Genomic DNA, 18,071 nt, shown 5'->3' with positions numbered 1-18,071 from the left:
TAGGTTTCTGGCTGTACATGCACACCTGATCGGCGATAATCCTGTACTAATCGGTTCAAATGCTTCGCCCCTGTTCAGCCGCGCTTTGGCATGCTGCGCGGCTATCTGTCTGGCCCGGTCCAGCCTGTCGAGATCCCGATTCCGATGACTGCCACCACCGCCGTCGTGCACTTGTCCAATGTCCGCCTGGAATACGGTGGACGGGCGGTCTTGCGCGGGATCAATCTCAGCGTGGCCAAGGGCAGCATGACCGCCGTGCTAGGCCCGTCGGGCAGCGGCAAGTCCACCCTGCTGGCCGCCATCACCGGCGAGCTGGTGCCGGCCCAGGGCCAGGTGGAGGTGTTCGGCCAGCCGGTTCCACGCGACGCCCGCGGGCTGCTGGCGATGCGCAAACGGCTGGGTGTCCTGCTGCAGGGCAATGGCCTGCTGACCGACCTGACCGTGCTGGAAAACGTGGCGCTGCCACTGCGTGCCCATTCCGGTCTGCCGGCCGCCGAGATCCAGGCGCGGGCGCTGGCCAAGCTGGAAGCGGTGGGGCTGGCCGCCGCCGCCGACCGTTTCCCGCGTGAACTGTCCGGCGGCATGGCGCGGCGGGCGGCGCTGGCGCGCGCGCTGGCGCTGGATCCGCCGCTGCTGCTATGCGATGAACCACTGACCGGGCTGGACCCGATCGCCAGCGGCGTGGTCATGAGCCTGCTGCGCCAGCTCAACCAATCGCTGGGACTGACCTGCATCGTGGTCAGCCATCACGTGCGCGAAACCCTGCCGGTGTGCGATCAGGCGGTCGTGGTCGCCAACGGCGGGCTGGCCTTTGATGGCACGCCCGAGGCGCTGCAGGCCAGCCAGGACCCGCTGCTGCGGCAGTTCCTGGATGGCAGCCCGCACGGGCCGATCGCCTTCGACGACGTCACTGGACAGAGGGCCGCCTGATGCCGCTGACCTCACCGCTGCGTTCGTTGGGCCGCGCCGGGCTGTTTGCCCTGGCGGTGCTGCGCGCCTCCCGTCCGGGTGCGGATTTCCTGGTCGAGCTGATCAAGGAGATCTACAAGATCGGCGCCCGCTCGCTGCCCATCATCATGGTCGGCGGTGCGTTCGTCGGCCTGGTGCTGACCCTGCAGGGGTATCGCACCCTGACCACGTTCGGCGCCACCGATGCCCTGTCCACCCTGCTGGGCCTGTCGCTGTACCGCGAGCTGGGCCCGGTGCTGACCGCGCTGCTGTTCATTGGTCGCGCCGGCAGCTCGATCGCTGCCGAGCTGGGCCTGATGCGCGCCACCGACCAGATCAAGGCACTGGAGCTGATGGCGATCGATCCGCTGGCCAAAGCCGTGGCGCCGCGATTCTGGGCGGCGGTGCTGAGCCTGCCGCTACTGACCGGGCTGTTCTGCCTGATGGCGATCACCGCCAGCTGGTTTGAGGCGGTGCAGTCGCTGGGGCTGGACAATGGCAACTTCTGGGCATCGCTGCAGAACAGCGTCGATGCCTGGGACGATTTCGGCGTGGCCCTGCTGAAATCCGCGGTCTTCGGTGCCACCGCCGCACTGGTGGCCGCCCACGCCGGGTTTTATGCCGAACCGACCATCGAGGGCACCTCGGTGGCCACCACCCGCGCCGTGGTCAATGCCTCGCTGCTGGTGCTGATGTTCAACTTCGTGATGTCGGCATTGCTGTTCAAATGACGACCGCTTCCCTTCGACTGAATCAGGATTTTGCCCATGGCCATCCGTAGCCCCAGGCTCGAGTTCGCAGTCGGCGCCTTCTTGCTGCTGGCGCTGGCCTCCCTGCTGGTGCTCGCCTTCGTCTCCACCAACCGTAAATTCGGGGATGGCGGCGCCCATTACTCCCTGCGCGCGCGCTTTACCTCGGTCGGGCAGCTGCGGCCACAGGCGCCGGTGCGGATCGGCGGTGTCACCATTGGCCGGGTCGCCTCAATCCGGCTGGATCCGACCCGGTTCGATGCGGTGGTGACGCTGGACATCGATTCTGCCTACGCATTACCGGCCGACACCTCTGCCGGGATCTACACCAGCGGCCTGCTCGGCGAGAGCTACGTCGGCCTGCAACCCGGCGGCGATCCGGATACCCTCAAGCCGGGCCAGGAAATCGCGTTTACCCAGCCGGCTGTGGATCTGATCCAGCTGGCGGGCAAGTACATGTTCGGTGGCGGCAGTACGGCCAACCCGGCTCCAGCGACCGCCCCCACTCCCGCGCAAACGGATAACACACAATGAAACCCCTGTTCCTCAGTCTCTGCCTCGTTCTGACCACCCCGCTGCTGCCGCTGCCGGCCTCGGCGCAAGCGGCGGCCACCCAAGCGGCAACGCCGGGTGCGCAGATCGTGGCCACCGGCAACCAGATTCTGGCCACTCTGCAACAGCGCCGTGCGGAGTTCCGCAAGGATCCGGCCGCCCTGCGCAGCTACATCGACAGCCAGATCCGCAACACCTTTGACAGCCTGTACGCCGCCCGCTTGGTGCTGGGCGTGCATGGCCGCGGCGCCAGCGATGCCGACGTCAAGCTGTTCGCCGACGCCCTGATCGACAACCTGATGCAACGATACGGCTCGGCCCTGCTGGATTTCGAAGGCAAACCGCGGCTGCGCCTGAAAAGTGAAACGCCACTGCCCAACGGGCGTGGCATGAAAATCTCCACCGAGCTGCTGCGCGAAAATGGTGCCCCGGTGCCGGTCGATTATCTGGTGCGCAACAACGGCGGCTGGAAGATCTTCGACGTGATGATCGAAGGCGTGTCCTACGTACAGACTTTCCGCACTCAGTTCGATACGCCGCTGCAGCAAAAGTCGATCGCCCAAGTCGCCGCCGATCTGCGCAACGGTGCGCTGCAGCCGCCTGCGCCAGCCTCGGCCAAGGGCGGCCGCTGAGCCGCCGAGTCAACCGGAGCCCACCATGTCGCGCCTGGTTCTGCTTGCCACCCTGACCGTCGCCCTGACCGGGTGCGCCGGTCAAACCGTGCGCACGGCTCCGCCATCGGACGCCGCCGTCTCCGCGCCGAGCGATCTCGCCGCCCCCACCCAGGCGACGCCAGCGCCTTCCGCACCCGCCGCGAGTACCCCCGCGCCTGCCGTTGCGGCAGCCCCGATCACGGCCACGCCACCGGTGTCGGAACAACAGGCGCCGGCAGCCGCCAGTGATGTCGCCGCGGATGCCGCTGAGGCCGACTACGAGGCGATCTACGGCGGCACCCACGCGATCAGCGCGGCCGGCACCTCAACGGCCCAGATCGATGATCCCTGGGAGCCGATGAACCGGCGCATCCATGCCTTCAACCTGGTGGTTGACCGGGCGGTGATGCACCCACTGGCACGCGCCTATGTGACCGTCATTCCGGAGCCGATCCGGATTGGCATCGGTAACTTTTTCGACAACCTGGGTGCCCCGCTGGCCGCTGCCAATCTGTTGCTGCAGGGACGGCCCGGGGCGGCGGTGGAAACCCTCGGCCGGTTCATGGTCAACACCACGATTGGTGTGGGCGGCCTGTTCGACCCGGCCACCAAACAGTTGAAGATGCACCGCCACAGCGCCGATCTGGGACGTACATTGGCGCGCTGGGGCTGGCAACGATCGCGCTACCTGGAGTTGCCATTGTTCGGCCCCAGCACCGTGCGCGACGGGCTGGGCCGCGCCGGGGATTTCACTCTCTCGCCGCTGAACCATATCGAGCGTGACCGCGTCCGGGTCAGCCTGCAGGCACTGCAGGCAGTCGATCTACGCGCCAGCCTGCTCAGCCTGGACGCCTTGCGGCAATCGGCACCGGATGACTACGTGCTGACCCGCGATGCCTGGCTGGCCCGCCGCCAGTACCTGATCGACAGCGACCGCAAGGATCGCGACGAGGGCAGCCAGGCACTGCCGCCCTATCTGCTGGAGCCATCGCCCACACAGCCTTGAGCGTGGTCAGGCACGATCGTCCGGCCCGGTCAGCACGTGCGGGCCGGCGCTGGAACCACTGTCGTCCACGTCTACTTCGCGCAGGCTGCGTTCGATGGCGCGGGTGCGCACGCCGGTCTGCTCGATCTGCTTGCTGGCCTGGTCGAGCTTTTCCTTGACCTTTTCCAGCACCTCGCCGAACTTGCGGAACTCGGTCTTGGCCTTTTCCAGGATGCGCCAGACTTCGGCCGAGCGCTTCTCAATGGCCACGGTACGAAACCCGATCTGCAAGCTGGTGAGCAATGCCAGCAGGGTGGTCGGGCCGGCCAGAGTGATGCGATGCTCGCGCTGCAGGGCCTCAAACAGCCCGGGCCGGCGCAGCACCTCGGCATACAGCCCTTCGGTGGGCAAAAACAGCACCGCGAACTCGGTGGTGTGCGGCGGGCAGACGTATTTGCTGCGGATCCGCTTGGCTTCCTCGCGCACCCGACGCTCCAGCGCATCACCTGCGGCACGTGCAGCCTCGACATCGGCGCGTTCCTGCGCGTCCAGCAGCCGCTCGTAGTCCTCGCGCGGGAACTTGGCGTCGATCGGCAACCACACCGGCTGGCTGCCGTCCGCCCCGGGAAAGCGCACCGCAAACTCGACCCGCTCGTGACTGCCCGGCACGGTGACCACGTTGGCGGCGTACTGGTCGGGCGCAAACACCTGCTCCAGCAGTGCCGCCAGTTGCACTTCGCCAAACACCCCACGCGACTTCACATTGGTCAGCACGCGCTGCAAGCCGCCGACATCGGCCGCCAGCTTGCTCATGTCGCCCAGCCCCTGGTGCACCTTGGCCAGCATCTGGCTGACGTTGGCGAAGCTTTCGGTGAGCCGCGTCTCCAGCGTGGCGTGCAGCTTTTCGTCCACTGTCGCACGCATCTGCTCGAGCTTGCGCGCGTTGTCTTCCCGCAGGGCGGTGAGCTGCTGCTCGAGTGTGGCACGCAGCTCGCCCAAGCGTGCCTCGTTGCGGGCGGTCAGCTCGCGCAGGCCGGCGCTGAGCGCCTCGGCATGCTGGGCCTGTTGCGTCGCAAGCTCAAGCCTTGCCTGCCTTGCATCCTCGCTTAAGGTGCGGCGCAATTCGTCCAGCCGATCCTCGGTGCGCGCCGCCGCCGTCTGCATCTGCAAGCCGACGTTGTCGATCCGCTGACCCTGCTGCAAAGCAAGGCTGTCGAGCTGGCTGCGCAGCTGCTCCCGATTCTCCTGCAACAGCTGGCGCAACGACGCCTCGATGCGTGCCTCGGGGCGACGCAATAACAGCCAGAGCAGCAATCCATCGGCCAGCAGGGCGGCGGCCAGCGCCATCAACAACAACGAGTGGGCATCCATGCCGCCAGTGTAGCGGTGTCCTGTTTTCAGGAAAGGGTGGATCGCCCGTGCGGATACGCCGGTCGTGCGGCGTCAGACCGCCTCAATGCCAAACAGGCGGCCGATGCCGGCCGTCACCGCCAGCGCCACGCTGCCCCATACCAGCACCCGCAGCGCGCCTTTGCCACCGCTGCCGCCGGCAATCCGTTCGGCCACATAGCCCAGCAGCGCCAGCAGCAGCAGCGTGCTGATCACCACCGCCGCTGCCAACCCGGCGCCTGGCCAAAGCCAGGCCAATAACACCGGCGGCAGGGCGCCAACCGTGAACGAGGCCGCCGACGCCAGCCCGGCCTGCACCGGACGGGCCCGTTGCAGCTCATGGATGCCGACTTCGTCGCGCAGATGCGCACTCAACGGATCATGGGCGCTGAGCTGTTCGGCCACCTGCCGCGCCAGTGCTGGCTCCAGACCGCGCGCGATGTAGATCTGGGTCAGCTCCTCCAGCTCCGCCTCCGGGTGTTTTTCCAGCGCCTCGCGTTCAATGCGGATGTCGGCTTCCTCGATATCGGCCTGTGAGCTCACCGAGACATACTCGCCCGCCGCCATCGACAGCGCACCCGCGGCCAGCCCGGCCAACCCGGTCAGCAGAATGGTCTGCGGCGTGGCCTGGGCCGTGACTATGCCCAGCACCAGACTGCTGGTGGAGATCAGCCCGTCATTGGCACCCAGCACGGCGGCGCGCAGCCAGCCGCCATGATGGCTGCGATGGTGCTCGGGGTGAGGGTGGGGAATCCTGGAACCATCCATCGCCATTGTCCTGTGGGCTCAATCCAGCAGCCGACAGAATACCGCCTTCAGATAGCGGCTTTCCGGCACCTGCACCTGCCAGGGATGGTCAGGGCCGGCACCGGCCACTTTCAACACCTGCACGGTACGGCCGGCGTAGAAGGCGGCACGGCGCAGCATGTCGAGGAACTGCTCCTCGCTGACCAGACCGGTACAACTGAAGGTGGCAAACAGCCCGCCGGGCTTCACCACGCCCAGCGCCAGCTTGTTCATGTCGAGGTATTTCTTCAGCGCAGGGATGACCTGCTCGCGATCGCGGGTCATCTTGGCCGGGTCGAGGATGACCACGTCAAACCGCTCACCATTGGCGGCGGCATCGCGCAGCCACGGGAAAATATCGGCCTGCACGAAGCGTGGCCTGACCTGATTGAGATGCGCATTCTGCTTTGCGATCTCGATCACCGCCGGGTCGATATCGATCCCCACCACCTCGTGCGCACCGCGCACTGCGGCATGCACGGCAAAGCCGCCGGTGTTGCAGCACAGATCGAGCACGCGCAGGCCCTGACACTGTTGTGCCACCCAATGGCGGTTCTCGCGCTGGTCGGCAAAGAAGCCGGTCTTGTGGGCACCGGCCGGGTCGGCGCGGAACTTCACCCCGTATTCGCTGACGATGGCCGGGGCAGTGCCCTGGGTCTCCTTGTAGTCGAAGCTCTCCTGCTTCTGCACATGCTCGTCGGCGAAGCTGTGGAAACGGCAGCCGGGGAAATGCGTGCGCAGCGCATCGAAGATGAGGCTGCGATGCCGCCAGGCGCCAGCGCTGAAAAACTCGACCACGATCAGGTCATCGTAGCGATCCACCACCAACCCGCTGATGCCATCGCCCTCGCTGTGCACCACGCGCCAGGCGTTAGTGATTTCATCCAGCTTGAGGATCTCGCGGCGTAGCCGCACCGCCTCGCCGATCTTGCGCACGAACCAGCCAGCATCCACCGGCACCTCTGGGTCGCGCTCGAGGATGCGCACGGCGATCCGGGAATGGCCATTGTAAAAACCGCGGCCGATGAACGCGCCGTCCACACCGACCACATCGACCACACTGCCGGGCTTGGGCCGCTGCGCGGGCTTCTCGACCAGGCGCTGGAAGATCCATGGGTGAGTGGAGTTCCAGGCGTTTTTCAGACGGATCACAGGCAGGGGGTCGGCCATGACGGCATTCACAGACAGATCTAAGAATCTGCTATTGTCGCCGATGAAGGGGAGTAACTCCGCGCCCGATGGTCGTCATGACGGATCTTCCACGATCCCGGCCCCGGGGCAGGCCAGACCGCCTGCGAGTGAGACCTTCGCCAACCGGCGAAGCGCGCTCCCTTTCCATGCCTCCCTGCATGGACGCCTCCGCCGGTCAAACCCGTGGAGCGTTGCATGGAGACGATTGGAACCCCTTTTCTCTGGCTGGTATTCGGCCTGGTCGTGCTGGCCGCACTGGTGGCTGACCTGGTGCTGATGCGCCATGGCGGGCCGCACAAGGTCACGTTCAAGGAAGCCGCCTGGTGGAGCGTAGGCTGGGTCGCGCTGGCGCTGGCCTTCAATGCCTGGCTGTGGTGGCAGACCGGACAACGCTTCGGTGCCGCAGAAGGCGGGCGCATCGGCATGGAGTTTTTGACCGGCTACCTGGTCGAAAAAGCGCTGGCGGTCGACAACATCTTCGTGTTCCTGATGATTTTCAGCTACTTCGCGGTGCCAGAGATGCAGCGCCAGCGCGCGCTGGTGATCGGCATCATCGGCGCCATCGTGCTGCGCGCGATCCTGATTTTCGCCGGCGCGCTGCTGCTGTCGAAGTTCCACTGGGTGCTGTATCTGTTCGGCGCCTTCCTGCTGCTGACCGGCATCAAGATGTGGCGTGCCGCGGGCGAGGAACCCGACCTCGACCGCAACCCGGTGCTGCGTTGGCTGACCGCGCACGTGCCGTTCGTGCGCCGCTACGTGGGCAGCGCGCTGTGGATCGGTCAGGGCCGCCGCCGCAAGTTCACCCCGCTGTTCATCGTGATCGCGATGATCGGCATCACCGACGTGATCTTCGCGGTGGACTCGATCCCGGCGATCTTTGCCATCACCACCGACCCGTTCATCGTGCTGACCTCCAACGTGTTCGCCGTGCTGGGCCTGCGCGCGATGTTCTTCCTGCTGCAGGGCATGGCCGACCGCTTTCACCTGCTGCCCTATGGCCTTGCGCTGGTGCTGGCCTTCATCGGTGCCAAGATGCTGCTGATCGGCCTCTACAAGATCCCGATCCTGCTCTCACTGGGCGTGGTGGCAGTCATCATCGGCACCACCATCGCACTCAGCCTACTGCGGCCGGCAACCAAGCCCGACGCCGGGCACTGACATATGCCGATGGCGGGGTACTGTGTCAAAAGAGGAACGCGGTAAGGTGCTGGCCCGATCATGATCCCGGCGGCACGGCGAAAGGCCTCTGGTTGGACGCCAACAGGTAGGAATTTCCTGAAATCCGCGTCGGTGTTTTCCGTGTGCATCAGCACCAATACCCTGTCACTGGGCCTGGAAGCGCGTTTCTAAGCACCCCGCCAGCAGTGACGCCACGACTGCCGCCGCAAGGCGGCAGTCGTATTTTCAAAGCCGAGCAGGTGCTATTTGCCCGCCAGCACCACTGCCCCCAGCTGGCGGTCATGCCAGCGCGACAACAGCAGCAAGGACGTGGCTGCACCGCACAGGCACAGGAACATGTCCCACTGGGTGTCCCACGGGTCGCCCTGGGTGGCGAGGAACGCATCGGCGTCAGCACCATAGATCAATGCCGACCACCATTCGATCAGTTCGAAGAACGCCGAAAAGCTGAGGCACGCCGCCAGCACCAGGTACACCAGCCAGCCGCCGCGACGTAGCGGCGTCAGCCGCAGCAGCAGCTCGCGGGCCAGGATGGCGGGGACGAAGCCCTGCATCCAGTGGCCCACGCGGTCCCAGGGGTTGCGGGTGGTGTCCAGCAGATCCTGCAGCCAGAACCCGAGCGGCGTTTTCGCATAGGTGTAGGCGCCGCCATGGATCAGCACCAGCGCATGCAGCGCCAACAGCCAGCACAGCAACCGGGTCAGCGGGAAGTGCGGCCAGCGCCACACAATCAGCGCCAGGCCAACCATCGCCCATACCGTTTCCAACACCCAGGTCAGCCGATCGGTGGCGATGACGAACGACACCGCGAGGGCTAGCACCACGCCACCAGCCAGCAGCCAGCGTTCGATGCGGGTGGGCGGGACGGCGACAGGATGTGGTTGGCGGGTCATGCACGGATGCTAGCGCACGATTCCGCCACGGTTGCGGTTGCGCGCCGTAAGCTTTGACGTCTTTTCCTGCCCCCATCGCTCATACCTGCCATGCGCCGCATCGTCGCCCTTGTCTGCTCCGCTGTTCTGCTGGCGGCCTGTGCCAGCGCCCCCGCGCCAGCGCCTGCTCCGCCGCCAGCCAAGGTCGAGATCAAACCCATCAAGGTGGGGCTGGCGTTGGGAGGTGGGGCCGCCAAGGGCTTTGCCCACATCGGCGTGATCAAGATGCTGGAGGCCAACGGCATCCAGCCGGTGGTGGTGGCCGGGACCAGCGCCGGCAGCGTGGTGGGCGCGCTGTATGCCGGCGGCATGGATGCCTATGCCCTGCAGCAAAACGCCTTCGAACTGGATGAGTCCCGCATCCGCGATGTCAGCCTGTTTTCCGGCGGGCTGGTCAAAGGGCAGAAACTGCAGGAGTACGTCAACCAGTTGCTGGGCAACCGCCCCTTCGAAAAGCTGAAAAAACCCTTTGCCGCCGTCGCGACCCGGCTGGAGGACGGCCAGCGCACGGTGTTCGTGCGTGGCAACGTCGGCCAGGCGGTACGCGCTTCTTGCGCCATTCCGGGCGTGTTCGAGGCGGTGACCATTGGTGGCTACCACTACGTGGATGGTGGCGTGGTCAGTCCGGTGCCGGTCGATGCCGCGCGCGAACTGGGGGCTGATTTCGTGATCGCGGTGGACATCTCCGCCAAGGCCGACGGGAAGGCCGACCCCTCCAGCCTGCTGGGCACGGTCAACCGCAGCATCGTCATCATGGGGCAGAAGCTGGGCGCCGCCGAACTGGCGCGAGCCGACGTGGTGATCCGGCCGCGGGTCAATGACATCGGTGCGGCCGATTTCGACCAGAAAAACCGCGCCATCCTGGAAGGCGAACGGGCCGCGCAGGCGGCACTACCGCTGATCCGCGCCAAGCTGGACGCCTTGCAGGCGCAACGGCGGGCGCAGGCGCAGCGTGCGGTACAGGCCTCCACACCGCCTGGCAAGGCCATGCGCTGAGCGCCCGCGGAACCGTCCGCTGATTTACGCCCCTTGCCCGCCACTCATCCCGGCAGGCAAGGGCACACCGCGGCCCGGCTTGACCGTGCGCAGCACGAAGCTGGTATTGACGTCGGCCACGCCGGCCTGGGCCAGCAGGCGATCCAGCAGGAAGCGTGAGAAGTGCTCCAGGTCACGCACCAGGGCCTGCAACAGATAGTCCATGTCGCCGGTCAGGGCATGGCAGGCGACGATCTCCGGCCAGCCGTTCACCAGTTCAGCAAAGCGGGCGATGTGCTCGGCATCGTGGCTTTTGAGCTGCACCCGCACGAATGCTTGCAGCCCCAGCCCCAGCCGCTCCGGATCGAGCTCGGCGTGGTAGCCGGTGATCACGCCTTCGCGTTCCAACCGCTGCACCCGGCGCAAACAGGCCGAGGGCGACAGATGCACACGCTCGGCCAGCTCGGCATTGGTCTGCCGGCAGGCACGCTGTAGCTCGGCCAGCAGGGCGAGATCGGTACGATCCAGCGATGCGCTCATTGATCGCTCAAAAATCCTGTGATGGCGCAATGATATTGCACAAAAATTCGAAATACTCGCAATAAAGCACGCATATTGCGCGTCATGGCGCTTACCCTGACCTTAAAGAAACCAATCACGGGTGACCGCCATGTCCACCGCCGCCCCGCGCCGTATCGAAAACATCCAGACCGACCGCGGCAAGCTGCCGGTCTATGCCACCGGCACCGTCGAGCAGCCTTGGGATGACTACACGCAGACTGACCACGCCGTGTGGCAACAGCTGTATGCACGGCAGCGGGACATCCTGCCGGGCCGCGCCTGCGAGGTGTTCCTGCATGCCCAGGATGCGATGGGGATGACGCCCGACCGCATCCCCAAGTTCAGCGACCTCAACCAGGCGCTGGGCGCGGCCACCGGCTGGCAGATCGTCGGAGTGGAAGGGCTGCTGCCGGAGCTGGATTTCTTTACTCATCTCGCACATCGCCGCTTCCCGGTGACCTGGTGGATCCGTCGCCCCGACCAGATCGACTACATCGAGGAACCGGATCTCTTCCACGACCTGTTCGGCCACGTGCCGCTGCTGATGGAACCGCAGTTCGCCGATTACTTGCAGGCCTACGGCCAGGGCGGGGTGAAGGCGCACCGCATCGGCCCGGAGGCGTTGATGCAGCTGGCGCGGTTGTACTGGTACACGGTGGAGTTCGGGCTGATCCGTGAGGCCGGCGGTCTGCGCATCTATGGCGCCGGGATCCTCAGCTCCAAGGGCGAGTCGATCTACTGCCTGGAGAGTGCCGCGCCCAACCGGATCGGCTTCGACCTGGAGCGGGTGATGCGCACGCGCTATCGCATCGACACCTACCAGAAGACGTATTTCGTCATCGACAGCTTCGAGCAGTTGATGGACGCAACGCGGCCCGACTTCACCCCGATCTATGCGCGCCTGGCCGGGCAGCCGGCATATCCCGCAGGCGCGGTGCTCCCGGGCGACGTGGTGCTCAAGCGCGGTACGGGTGAGGGCTGGGCCGCCGACGGCGATATTTGATCTCCGGCCCATCCCGGCCACGCAAGGGCAGCCCAGGAAGGGCGCGTGCATTCCGATCCGGGTCACACGCCACGCCGGCATCGGCGAAAATGGCGCCCTGTCCCATTCCGCTCGCCTTGCTGCCATGTCCCAGCCCATCTCACTGACCCGTTACCTGATCGAAGAAGAACGTCACGGCCACATCAATCCGGAGCTGCGCCTGCTGGTGGAAGTGGTGGCGCGCGCCTGCAAGCGCATCTCGATCGCCGTGGGCAAAGGCGCACTGGGCGGGGTGCTGGGCGATGCCGGCGAGGCCGGGCAGGCCAGCATCAACGTGCAGGGTGAGGCACAAAAAAAGCTGGACGTGCTGAGCAATGAGATCCTGCTGGAAGCCAATGCCTGGGGCGGCCATCTGGCCGGGCTGGCGTCGGAGGAAATGACCACGTCGCTGCCGATCCCCGAGCCATTTCCGCGCGGCCGCTACCTGCTGCTGTTCGATCCGCTCGACGGCAGCTCCAACATCGATGTGAACGTCTCGGTGGGCACCATCTTTTCGGTGCTGCGCTGTCCGGACGGGGTGAGCGAGCCACGCGATGAGGATTTCCTCCAGCCCGGCACGGCGCAGGTGGCGGCCGGCTACTGCATCTATGGGCCCAGCACCATGCTGGTGCTGACCGTCGGCCACGGCACCCACGCCTTCACCCTGGATCGCGAAGTCGGCAGCTTCATGCTGACCACCCGCGGCATGCGCATTCCGGAGGAAACCCGGGAATTCGCGGTCAACATGTCCAATCAGCGCTTCTGGGAACCGCCGATGCAGGCCTACATTGCCGACCTGCTGGCCGGCAAGGACGGGCCGCGCGGCAAGGATTTCAACATGCGCTGGGTGGCGTCGATGGTGGCCGACGTGCATCGCATCCTCACTCGCGGCGGCATCTTCAGCTATCCCCTGGACAGCAAGTGCGCGGCCAAGGGCGGCAAGCTGCGACTGATGTACGAGGCCAACCCGATGAGCCTGCTGGTCGAGCAAGCAGGCGGTGCCGCCAGCACCGGTCGCCAGCGCATGCTGGAGGTGGTGCCGACCAGCCTGCACCAGCGTGTGCCGGTGTTCCTGGGCTCGAAAGCGGAAGTGGACATTGCCGTGGACTACCACCTGCGTCACGACGCAGCGCACGGCTGATCCAGATCCTCTGCCATTCCACAAACCGGGCCGTCCGCACGTTGGCCCGGTTGCGGTTTTGTTCACGAAATTCGGCAGAATGGGGCCATGCACACCCTTCATGCGTTGTGGCCCCAGCTTGCCTTCGGCCTGATCCTTGCCGGCGGCCTGTACCTGTTCATCACCGAAAAGGTCAGGATCGACGTCACCGCCATGCTGATCCTGCTGGCGCTGGTGTTGACCCGCACCCTCGATCCGAAACAGGCCCTGTCGGGGTTTGCCAGTGAACCGGCGATCATCGTGGCGGCGGTGTTCGTGATCTCCGGGGCGCTGGCCTCCACCGGCATCACCGAGCACATCGGCGCCTGGATCGGCCGTGCCAGTGGCCGCTCGGAATGGCGCACGATTGCCGTGGTGATGCCGATCGTGGCACTGCTGGCATCGTTCACCCATCACGTGATGGTGACCGCAATGATGCTGCCGCTGCTGCTGCGGCACGCCCGCGACCGGCATCTGCCTGCTTCACGCCTGCTGATGCCGATGTCGCTGGCGGCCTCGCTGGGCACCACGCTGACGCTGGTCAGCGCACCCGCTTTCCTGCTGGCCAATGACCAGCTCAAACGCGCCGGTAGCGAGGGGCTGGGGATTTTCTCGATCACCCCGATTGGCGTGGCGTTGGTGGTGGTGGGCACGTTGTACATGCTGGCCGCGCGCTGGCTGTTACCTAAGCGCAGCGGCGAGGGGGGCGAGGATGACTTTCTGCGCCTGGGCCGTTTCCGCACCGAACTGCTGGTGGTGCCGGGCGGGCAGTGGTGCACCCGCACCCTGGCCGAGATGCAAAAAGCGATCGGCCCCTCGGTGCAGGTGCTGGGCTGGCTGCGCGATGGTGTTGCACGAACCGACCTGACCGCCGGCAGCCCGCTGTTGGGCGGCGACATCCTGCTGATCGAAGCCGGGGCCGATGAGTTGATGTCGCTGCACGACGATCCCGGCCTGGATCTGTGCGCGATCACTCGCTATGGCCGTTCGCTCAGCGGTGAGGGCGAGCCGCAGCTGGTCCAGACCGTGGTGGCGCCGGGGTCCGAGTTCATCGGTCGCAGCATCCGCGAGCTGGATTTTTCCAACCAGTTCCATGCCGTGGTGGTCGGGTTGTGGCGACATCGTGGCCGGGCAGTGGAACGCTTGGCCGATGCCCGTCTGCGCGAAGGCGATCTGCTGGTGCTGTGGGGGCGCCCCTCGCGGCTGGCGGAGCTGGCCACCCATCACGGGTTCCTGCTGCTGGCGCCGTTCGCCGGTGAAGCCAAGCGAAGGCTGCGTGCGCCGCTGGCACTGGCGATCCTGGCCGGCACCATCCTGATCGCCGCCAGTGAGTGGCTGCCCGCTCCGCTGGCGTTCCTGCTGGGTGCGGTGACCATGGTCGCCACCCGCTGTATCGACATCGATCAGGCCTACCGCGAAATCGACGTGCGCATTTTCGTGATGATTGCCGGCGTCATCCCGCTGGGCATCGCCATGGAACAGACCGGCACCGCCGACTTGCTGGCGCAGGGGTTGTCGCACATGGTCGCGCACTGGCCGCCGCTGGCGATCCTGCTGGTCATGTTCACCGCCGCCGCGCTGTTGACCCAACCGATGTCAGACGCCGCCACCGTGGCCCTGCTCGGCCCGGTCGCCATTGCCCTGGCCCAGATGCTCAAACTGCCACCCACGCCCTTCGTGGTCTGCACGGCGATGGGTGCCGTGGTCGCCTTCCTGACGCCGATCGGCCATCACGGCAATCTGCTGATTCTGCGCCCCGGCCAGTACCGATTTGGCGATTTTCTACGCGTCGGCCTGCCATTGACCGTGCTGATCGGGCTGGTCTGCGCCTGGATGGCGCGCTGGCTGTGGCTGGGCGGGCCGTTACTGCCGCGACTGCACTGACGCCGGGCAACATATGCGTGCCGTTTGTCCCCGCCGACAATCACCCTGCGCTAAGGTGACCTTTGCCGGCGTCACGGTGATCGTCGCATGAGTCTCTCCCTGCCCACCACGTTGGATGCCCTGTGGGCCATCCCGCACATCCGCGCCTGGCTCGCCGCCGCCTGGGTGCTGTATCTGCTGGGACTGGGCAGCTGGATCCTGCTGCAGAAGCGCGAGCCGGTGGCCACCCTGAGCTGGCTGCTGAGTCTGGCTGCGCTGCCGTATCTGGGCTTTGTCATTTATTACTTCTTCGGCCCGCACAGGATTGAGCGTCAACATCGGCGCCGGATCCGGCACAGGGCATCACTGACACCGAACCCCACGCTGGCTCCCGGCACCCAGGAGCTGCGCACCCTGGCCCATGCCACGACCGGGATGCCGCCCTGCACGGCGCGCTCGGTGCGCTTGCTGGTCGATGGTCGGGAAAAGTTCCCGGCCCTGCTTGCCGCCATTGCCGAGGCCCGCGATCACGTCCACCTCGAGTACTACATCTACCAGCCGGATCACACCGGCCGCGTGCTGCGTGATGCCCTGGTCGAACGTGCACGCGCGGGCGTGAAGGTGCGCCTGCTACTGGATGCCGTCGGCTCCAGCAAAATCAGGCGGCGCTTCTTTGCACCCCTGCTCGACGCCGGCGGAGAGCTGGCCTGGTTCCATCCGGTTCGCCCCTGGCTGCCCTGGAAACGGCCATGGATGAACCTGCGCACCCACCGCAAGCTGGTGGTGATCGACGGCCGCATCGGCTTCATCGGTGGCATCAATATCACCGATGAAGAGGACGACCGGCTGCGTGCCGATGCCTACCGTGACCTGCACCTGCAGGTCGAGGGCGACATCGTGCACTGGCTGCAGGAAGTGTTCGTCGAAGACTGGGCCTATGCCTGTCAGGACAACCGTTTCATTGCCGATGTCGCACGGGCCATGCCGGCGCCGCAACCCGGCGACATCCGCACGCAGTTGCTGAGCTCCGGCCCGGATTCACGCTGGGAACCGATCCACCGCCTGTATGTCGCGGCCATTCACGAGGCCCAGCATCGAGTCTGGCTGTCCACCCCATATTTCGTGCCGGGAGAGGCGGCGATGATGGCGCTGACCTCGGCCGCCCTGGGCGGCCTGGACGTGCGCCTGCTGGTGCCCAAAGTGAGCGACAGCCGGTGGGTCACCTGGTGTGTGCGCTCGTATTTCGACGATCTGCTTGCGGCAGGGGTCAAAGTCTACGAATACGGGCCGCGCATGCTGCACAGCAAGGCACTGCTGGTCGATGACCGGCTTGCGATAATCGGCAGCGCCAACTTCGACCATCGCAGTTTCCGCCTCAACTTCGAGGCCTCGCTGCTGGTCGAGGATCCGGCCCTGGCGCAGGCCCTGAAACAACAGTTCGAACAGGATTTCACGCATGCCCCCCGGGTTCGCAGCGACCGCCCGCAGCCATTGCTGACCGCCCGTCTCCCGGAGGCCCTGGCGCGCCTGCTTTCGCCACTGCTTTGATCCGCCACGCGGCGTACACTGAGGCATCTTCCATCGCGTGAGTTCCACCATGCATTGGCTGTTTCTGCTGCTGGCATTTGCCGCCATGGCGCTGGCCTTGCTCACCACCTCGATGCCCGTCCTGGTGGGCTGCCTCGTGGCGGCGTTGGTGTTGTTCGTGCTGTGGGTGGTCGGCCTGTACCAGGCACGGGTGGCCGGCACTGGCCGTGATCCCACCCTGATGGTCGATCCTGCCGAACTCCGCCGCCTGCGCGAGCAGGCACAGGCGCGCCAGCAACAAGACACAAGTGCAGGCGACCACACCCCATGACGGCACTGAGCGTCAACCTCAACAAAGTCGCGGTTCTGCGCAACTCACGCGGCGGCCGGGAGCCGGATGTGCTGCGTGCCGCCCAGGTCTGCCTCGATGCCGGTGCCGACGGGCTGACCGTGCATCCGCGTCCGGACGCGCGCCATATCCGCGCCGACGACGTGTATGCGTTGGGCGCGCTGTGCCGGGAACGCGGCGTCGAGTTCAATATCGAGGGCAACCCGTTTGCACCGCCCAGGCCCGGCTATCCGGGCCTGTTGGCGCTGTGCGAGGCGGTGCGGCCTGCCCAGGTGACCCTGGTGCCGGATGCCGATGGCCAGCTCACCTCCGATCATGGCTTTGATTTCACCCACAGCAGCGACGCCCTGCGGCCGCTGATTGCAGCCTTCAAGGCACTGGGCTGCCGGGTCAGCGTGTTCGTCGATGTCGGCGACCCCAATGTGGCGTTGGCCGCCCACTGCGGCGCCGACCGGGTCGAGCTCTACACCGGCCCCTACGCCGAGGCGTTTGCCGCCGGCACACCGCAGCCAGCGCTGGCGGCCGCTGCCGCGACGGCGCGTTACGCGCAAGCCGCCGGGCTCGGGGTGAATGCCGGCCACGATCTCAATCAGGCCAATCTGCCGGCCTTTCTGGCTACGGTGCCGAACGTGCTGGAAGTCTCGATCGGCCACGCCCTGATCGGCGACGCGCTGTACGCCGGACTGGACGCCACCGTCCGCGCCTACCGGGCGCTTGCGCACGCAACCGCCACCTGATCTTTACGACCGCATGCCCCAGAAAGAACGCCGCCCGTGACAGGCGGCGTTGTGCGTCATCCACGACGGCTCCGCAAAGCGGAGCGGAGAATTGCTTAGTTCTGGACGAACCCGATCTTGACCATCTCGGCGTTCTTGGCGGCTGCCAGTACCTTGGCCAGCACGCCGTATTCGGCCTGATCGTTGGTATCGATCTGCAGTTCCGGCTGGTTGGTCGGATCGCGGGCGACTTCTTCCATCATCCGCTTCTGCAAATCGCCCACGGCAACCGGCGAATCATTCCAGAACACCTGACCGGAGGCGTCGATCCGCAGTCGGATCGGCTCCGGCGGTTCCTTCGGATTTTCCGGCGGCTTGTCGGTCTTTTGCGGCAGATCCACATCCACCGGCACCGACTGGATCGGCATGGTCACCATGAAGATGATCAGCAGCACCAGCATCACGTCCACCAGCGGAGTGACGTTGATGTCCGCCATCGGGCCGCTGGATTTATTGGTCGAAAAGGCCATGTTGCA

General features: G+C 66.0%; 19 protein-coding genes. 13 read left to right on the top strand and 6 right to left on the bottom strand.

The window, feature by feature from the left end; translation table 11 throughout:
- Nucleotides 1–144: 144 nt before the first annotated feature.
- The 5 genes from BUA29_RS02715 to BUA29_RS02695 are packed head-to-tail and all read left to right on the top strand — an operon-like array spanning nt 145 to nt 3,908.
- Nucleotides 145–930, top strand: a complete 786-nt coding sequence (locus BUA29_RS02715) for an ABC transporter ATP-binding protein (protein ID WP_072755149.1) — start codon at nt 145–147, stop codon at nt 928–930.
- Nucleotides 930–1,679, top strand: a complete 750-nt coding sequence (locus tag BUA29_RS02710) for an MlaE family lipid ABC transporter permease subunit (protein WP_072755098.1) — start codon at nt 930–932, stop codon at nt 1,677–1,679. The genes BUA29_RS02715 and BUA29_RS02710 overlap by 1 nt, the downstream gene beginning before the upstream one ends.
- Before the next feature lie 36 nt (nt 1,680–1,715).
- On the top strand, nt 1,716–2,231 hold the full coding sequence (gene mlaD, locus BUA29_RS02705) for an outer membrane lipid asymmetry maintenance protein MlaD (RefSeq protein ID WP_072755097.1): 516 nt from the start codon (nt 1,716–1,718) through the stop codon (nt 2,229–2,231).
- Nucleotides 2,228–2,881 carry an MlaC/ttg2D family ABC transporter substrate-binding protein gene (locus BUA29_RS02700; protein ID WP_072755096.1) on the top strand — a complete coding sequence of 218 codons (654 nt, stop codon included), beginning with the start codon at nt 2,228–2,230 and terminating at the stop codon, nt 2,879–2,881. Before mlaD ends, BUA29_RS02700 begins: the two co-directional genes overlap by 4 nt.
- 25 nt (nt 2,882–2,906) lie before the next feature.
- Nucleotides 2,907–3,908 carry an MlaA family lipoprotein gene (locus BUA29_RS02695; RefSeq protein WP_072755095.1) on the top strand — a complete coding sequence of 334 codons (1,002 nt, stop codon included), beginning with the start codon at nt 2,907–2,909 and terminating at the stop codon, nt 3,906–3,908.
- 6 nt (nt 3,909–3,914) lie between these two features.
- On the opposite strand, the gene BUA29_RS02690 is transcribed toward BUA29_RS02695, so the two are convergent.
- The 3 genes from BUA29_RS02690 to BUA29_RS02680 form a co-directional block, all read right to left on the bottom strand.
- Nucleotides 3,915–5,258: a DNA recombination protein RmuC gene (locus BUA29_RS02690; protein ID WP_072755094.1), complete on the bottom strand. Its 1,344-nt coding sequence runs from the start codon at nt 5,256–5,258 to the stop codon at nt 3,915–3,917.
- Between the two features lie 72 nt (nt 5,259–5,330).
- Nucleotides 5,331–6,044, bottom strand: a complete 714-nt coding sequence (locus BUA29_RS02685) for a VIT1/CCC1 transporter family protein (RefSeq protein ID WP_072755148.1) — start codon at nt 6,042–6,044, stop codon at nt 5,331–5,333.
- An 18-nt stretch (nt 6,045–6,062) separates the two neighbouring features.
- Nucleotides 6,063–7,232 (bottom strand): class I SAM-dependent rRNA methyltransferase, encoded by a 1,170-nt coding sequence (locus BUA29_RS02680; protein WP_072755093.1) that lies wholly within the window; start codon nt 7,230–7,232, stop codon nt 6,063–6,065.
- A gap of 216 nt (nt 7,233–7,448) precedes the next feature.
- Here BUA29_RS02680 and BUA29_RS02675 point away from each other — a divergent pair, with 216 nt between their 5' ends.
- Nucleotides 7,449–8,411 carry a TerC family protein gene (locus BUA29_RS02675; protein ID WP_072755092.1) on the top strand — a complete coding sequence of 321 codons (963 nt, stop codon included), beginning with the start codon at nt 7,449–7,451 and terminating at the stop codon, nt 8,409–8,411.
- Nucleotides 8,412–8,674: 263 nt separating this feature from the next.
- Here BUA29_RS02675 and BUA29_RS02670 read toward each other — a convergent pair whose 3' ends face one another.
- A complete protein-coding gene (locus BUA29_RS02670) occupies nt 8,675–9,325 on the bottom strand; it encodes a DUF2238 domain-containing protein (RefSeq protein WP_072755091.1) in 651 nt (216 codons plus the stop codon).
- A gap of 90 nt (nt 9,326–9,415) precedes the next feature.
- On the opposite strand from BUA29_RS02670, the gene BUA29_RS02665 reads away from it, so the two are divergent.
- Entirely contained in the window at nt 9,416–10,360 is a 945-nt protein-coding gene (locus tag BUA29_RS02665; protein WP_084602314.1) for a patatin-like phospholipase family protein, read from the top strand.
- A 24-nt stretch (nt 10,361–10,384) separates the two neighbouring features.
- Here BUA29_RS02665 and BUA29_RS02660 read toward each other — a convergent pair whose 3' ends face one another.
- Nucleotides 10,385–10,879 (bottom strand): Lrp/AsnC family transcriptional regulator, encoded by a 495-nt coding sequence (locus tag BUA29_RS02660; RefSeq protein ID WP_072755090.1) that lies wholly within the window; start codon nt 10,877–10,879, stop codon nt 10,385–10,387.
- 130 nt (nt 10,880–11,009) lie between these two features.
- Here BUA29_RS02660 and phhA point away from each other — a divergent pair, with 130 nt between their 5' ends.
- The 6 genes from phhA to BUA29_RS02630 all read left to right on the top strand — a co-directional run bounded on the left by phhA (nt 11,010) and on the right by BUA29_RS02630 (nt 17,556).
- Nucleotides 11,010–11,903, top strand: coding sequence for a phenylalanine 4-monooxygenase (gene phhA, locus BUA29_RS02655; RefSeq protein ID WP_072755089.1), 894 nt, complete (start codon nt 11,010–11,012; stop codon nt 11,901–11,903).
- A gap of 124 nt (nt 11,904–12,027) precedes the next feature.
- A complete protein-coding gene (locus BUA29_RS02650; RefSeq protein ID WP_072755088.1) occupies nt 12,028–13,062 on the top strand; it encodes a class 1 fructose-bisphosphatase in 1,035 nt (344 codons plus the stop codon).
- An 87-nt stretch (nt 13,063–13,149) separates the two neighbouring features.
- The gene (locus BUA29_RS02645; RefSeq protein WP_072755087.1) at nt 13,150–14,964 is read left to right on the top strand and encodes an SLC13 family permease; all 1,815 of its coding nucleotides are present in this window, start codon (nt 13,150–13,152) and stop codon (nt 14,962–14,964) included.
- Between the two features lie 87 nt (nt 14,965–15,051).
- Nucleotides 15,052–16,491 carry a cardiolipin synthase gene (gene cls, locus BUA29_RS02640; RefSeq protein ID WP_072755086.1) on the top strand — a complete coding sequence of 480 codons (1,440 nt, stop codon included), beginning with the start codon at nt 15,052–15,054 and terminating at the stop codon, nt 16,489–16,491.
- 49 nt (nt 16,492–16,540) lie between these two features.
- Nucleotides 16,541–16,801 (top strand): hypothetical protein, encoded by a 261-nt coding sequence (locus BUA29_RS02635; RefSeq protein ID WP_072755085.1) that lies wholly within the window; start codon nt 16,541–16,543, stop codon nt 16,799–16,801.
- Nucleotides 16,798–17,556 (top strand): pyridoxine 5'-phosphate synthase, encoded by a 759-nt coding sequence (locus BUA29_RS02630; protein ID WP_072755084.1) that lies wholly within the window; start codon nt 16,798–16,800, stop codon nt 17,554–17,556. The genes BUA29_RS02635 and BUA29_RS02630 overlap by 4 nt, the downstream gene beginning before the upstream one ends.
- Before the next feature lie 95 nt (nt 17,557–17,651).
- Here BUA29_RS02630 and BUA29_RS02625 read toward each other — a convergent pair whose 3' ends face one another.
- Entirely contained in the window at nt 17,652–18,065 is a 414-nt protein-coding gene (locus tag BUA29_RS02625) for an ExbD/TolR family protein (RefSeq protein ID WP_072755083.1), read from the bottom strand.
- Nucleotides 18,066–18,071: the final 6 nt, after the last annotated feature.

Source organism: Thermomonas hydrothermalis, from assembly GCF_900129205.1.
GTDB classification, from domain to species: Bacteria; Pseudomonadota; Gammaproteobacteria; order Xanthomonadales; family Xanthomonadaceae; genus Thermomonas; species Thermomonas hydrothermalis.
Note: the sequence above shows the minus strand (reverse complement) of the source record. Positions and strands in the feature narration are given on the sequence as shown.

Coding starts and splice junctions, on each gene's coding strand:
- BUA29_RS02715 (WP_072755149.1), top strand. CDS start 145: ATGACTGCCACCACCGCCGTCGTGCACTTGTCCAATGTCCGCCTGGAA.
- BUA29_RS02710 (WP_072755098.1), top strand. CDS start 930: ATGCCGCTGACCTCACCGCTGCGTTCGTTGGGCCGCGCCGGGCTGTTT.
- mlaD (WP_072755097.1), top strand. CDS start 1,716: ATGGCCATCCGTAGCCCCAGGCTCGAGTTCGCAGTCGGCGCCTTCTTG.
- BUA29_RS02700 (WP_072755096.1), top strand. CDS start 2,228: ATGAAACCCCTGTTCCTCAGTCTCTGCCTCGTTCTGACCACCCCGCTG.
- BUA29_RS02695 (WP_072755095.1), top strand. CDS start 2,907: ATGTCGCGCCTGGTTCTGCTTGCCACCCTGACCGTCGCCCTGACCGGG.
- BUA29_RS02690 (WP_072755094.1), bottom strand. CDS start 5,258: ATGGATGCCCACTCGTTGTTGTTGATGGCGCTGGCCGCCGCCCTGCTG.
- BUA29_RS02685 (WP_072755148.1), bottom strand. CDS start 6,044: ATGGATGGTTCCAGGATTCCCCACCCTCACCCCGAGCACCATCGCAGC.
- BUA29_RS02680 (WP_072755093.1), bottom strand. CDS start 7,232: ATGGCCGACCCCCTGCCTGTGATCCGTCTGAAAAACGCCTGGAACTCC.
- BUA29_RS02675 (WP_072755092.1), top strand. CDS start 7,449: ATGGAGACGATTGGAACCCCTTTTCTCTGGCTGGTATTCGGCCTGGTC.
- BUA29_RS02670 (WP_072755091.1), bottom strand. CDS start 9,325: ATGACCCGCCAACCACATCCTGTCGCCGTCCCGCCCACCCGCATCGAA.
- BUA29_RS02665 (WP_084602314.1), top strand. CDS start 9,416: ATGCGCCGCATCGTCGCCCTTGTCTGCTCCGCTGTTCTGCTGGCGGCC.
- BUA29_RS02660 (WP_072755090.1), bottom strand. CDS start 10,879: ATGAGCGCATCGCTGGATCGTACCGATCTCGCCCTGCTGGCCGAGCTA.
- phhA (WP_072755089.1), top strand. CDS start 11,010: ATGTCCACCGCCGCCCCGCGCCGTATCGAAAACATCCAGACCGACCGC.
- BUA29_RS02650 (WP_072755088.1), top strand. CDS start 12,028: ATGTCCCAGCCCATCTCACTGACCCGTTACCTGATCGAAGAAGAACGT.
- BUA29_RS02645 (WP_072755087.1), top strand. CDS start 13,150: ATGCACACCCTTCATGCGTTGTGGCCCCAGCTTGCCTTCGGCCTGATC.
- cls (WP_072755086.1), top strand. CDS start 15,052: ATGAGTCTCTCCCTGCCCACCACGTTGGATGCCCTGTGGGCCATCCCG.
- BUA29_RS02635 (WP_072755085.1), top strand. CDS start 16,541: ATGCATTGGCTGTTTCTGCTGCTGGCATTTGCCGCCATGGCGCTGGCC.
- BUA29_RS02630 (WP_072755084.1), top strand. CDS start 16,798: ATGACGGCACTGAGCGTCAACCTCAACAAAGTCGCGGTTCTGCGCAAC.
- BUA29_RS02625 (WP_072755083.1), bottom strand. CDS start 18,065: ATGGCCTTTTCGACCAATAAATCCAGCGGCCCGATGGCGGACATCAAC.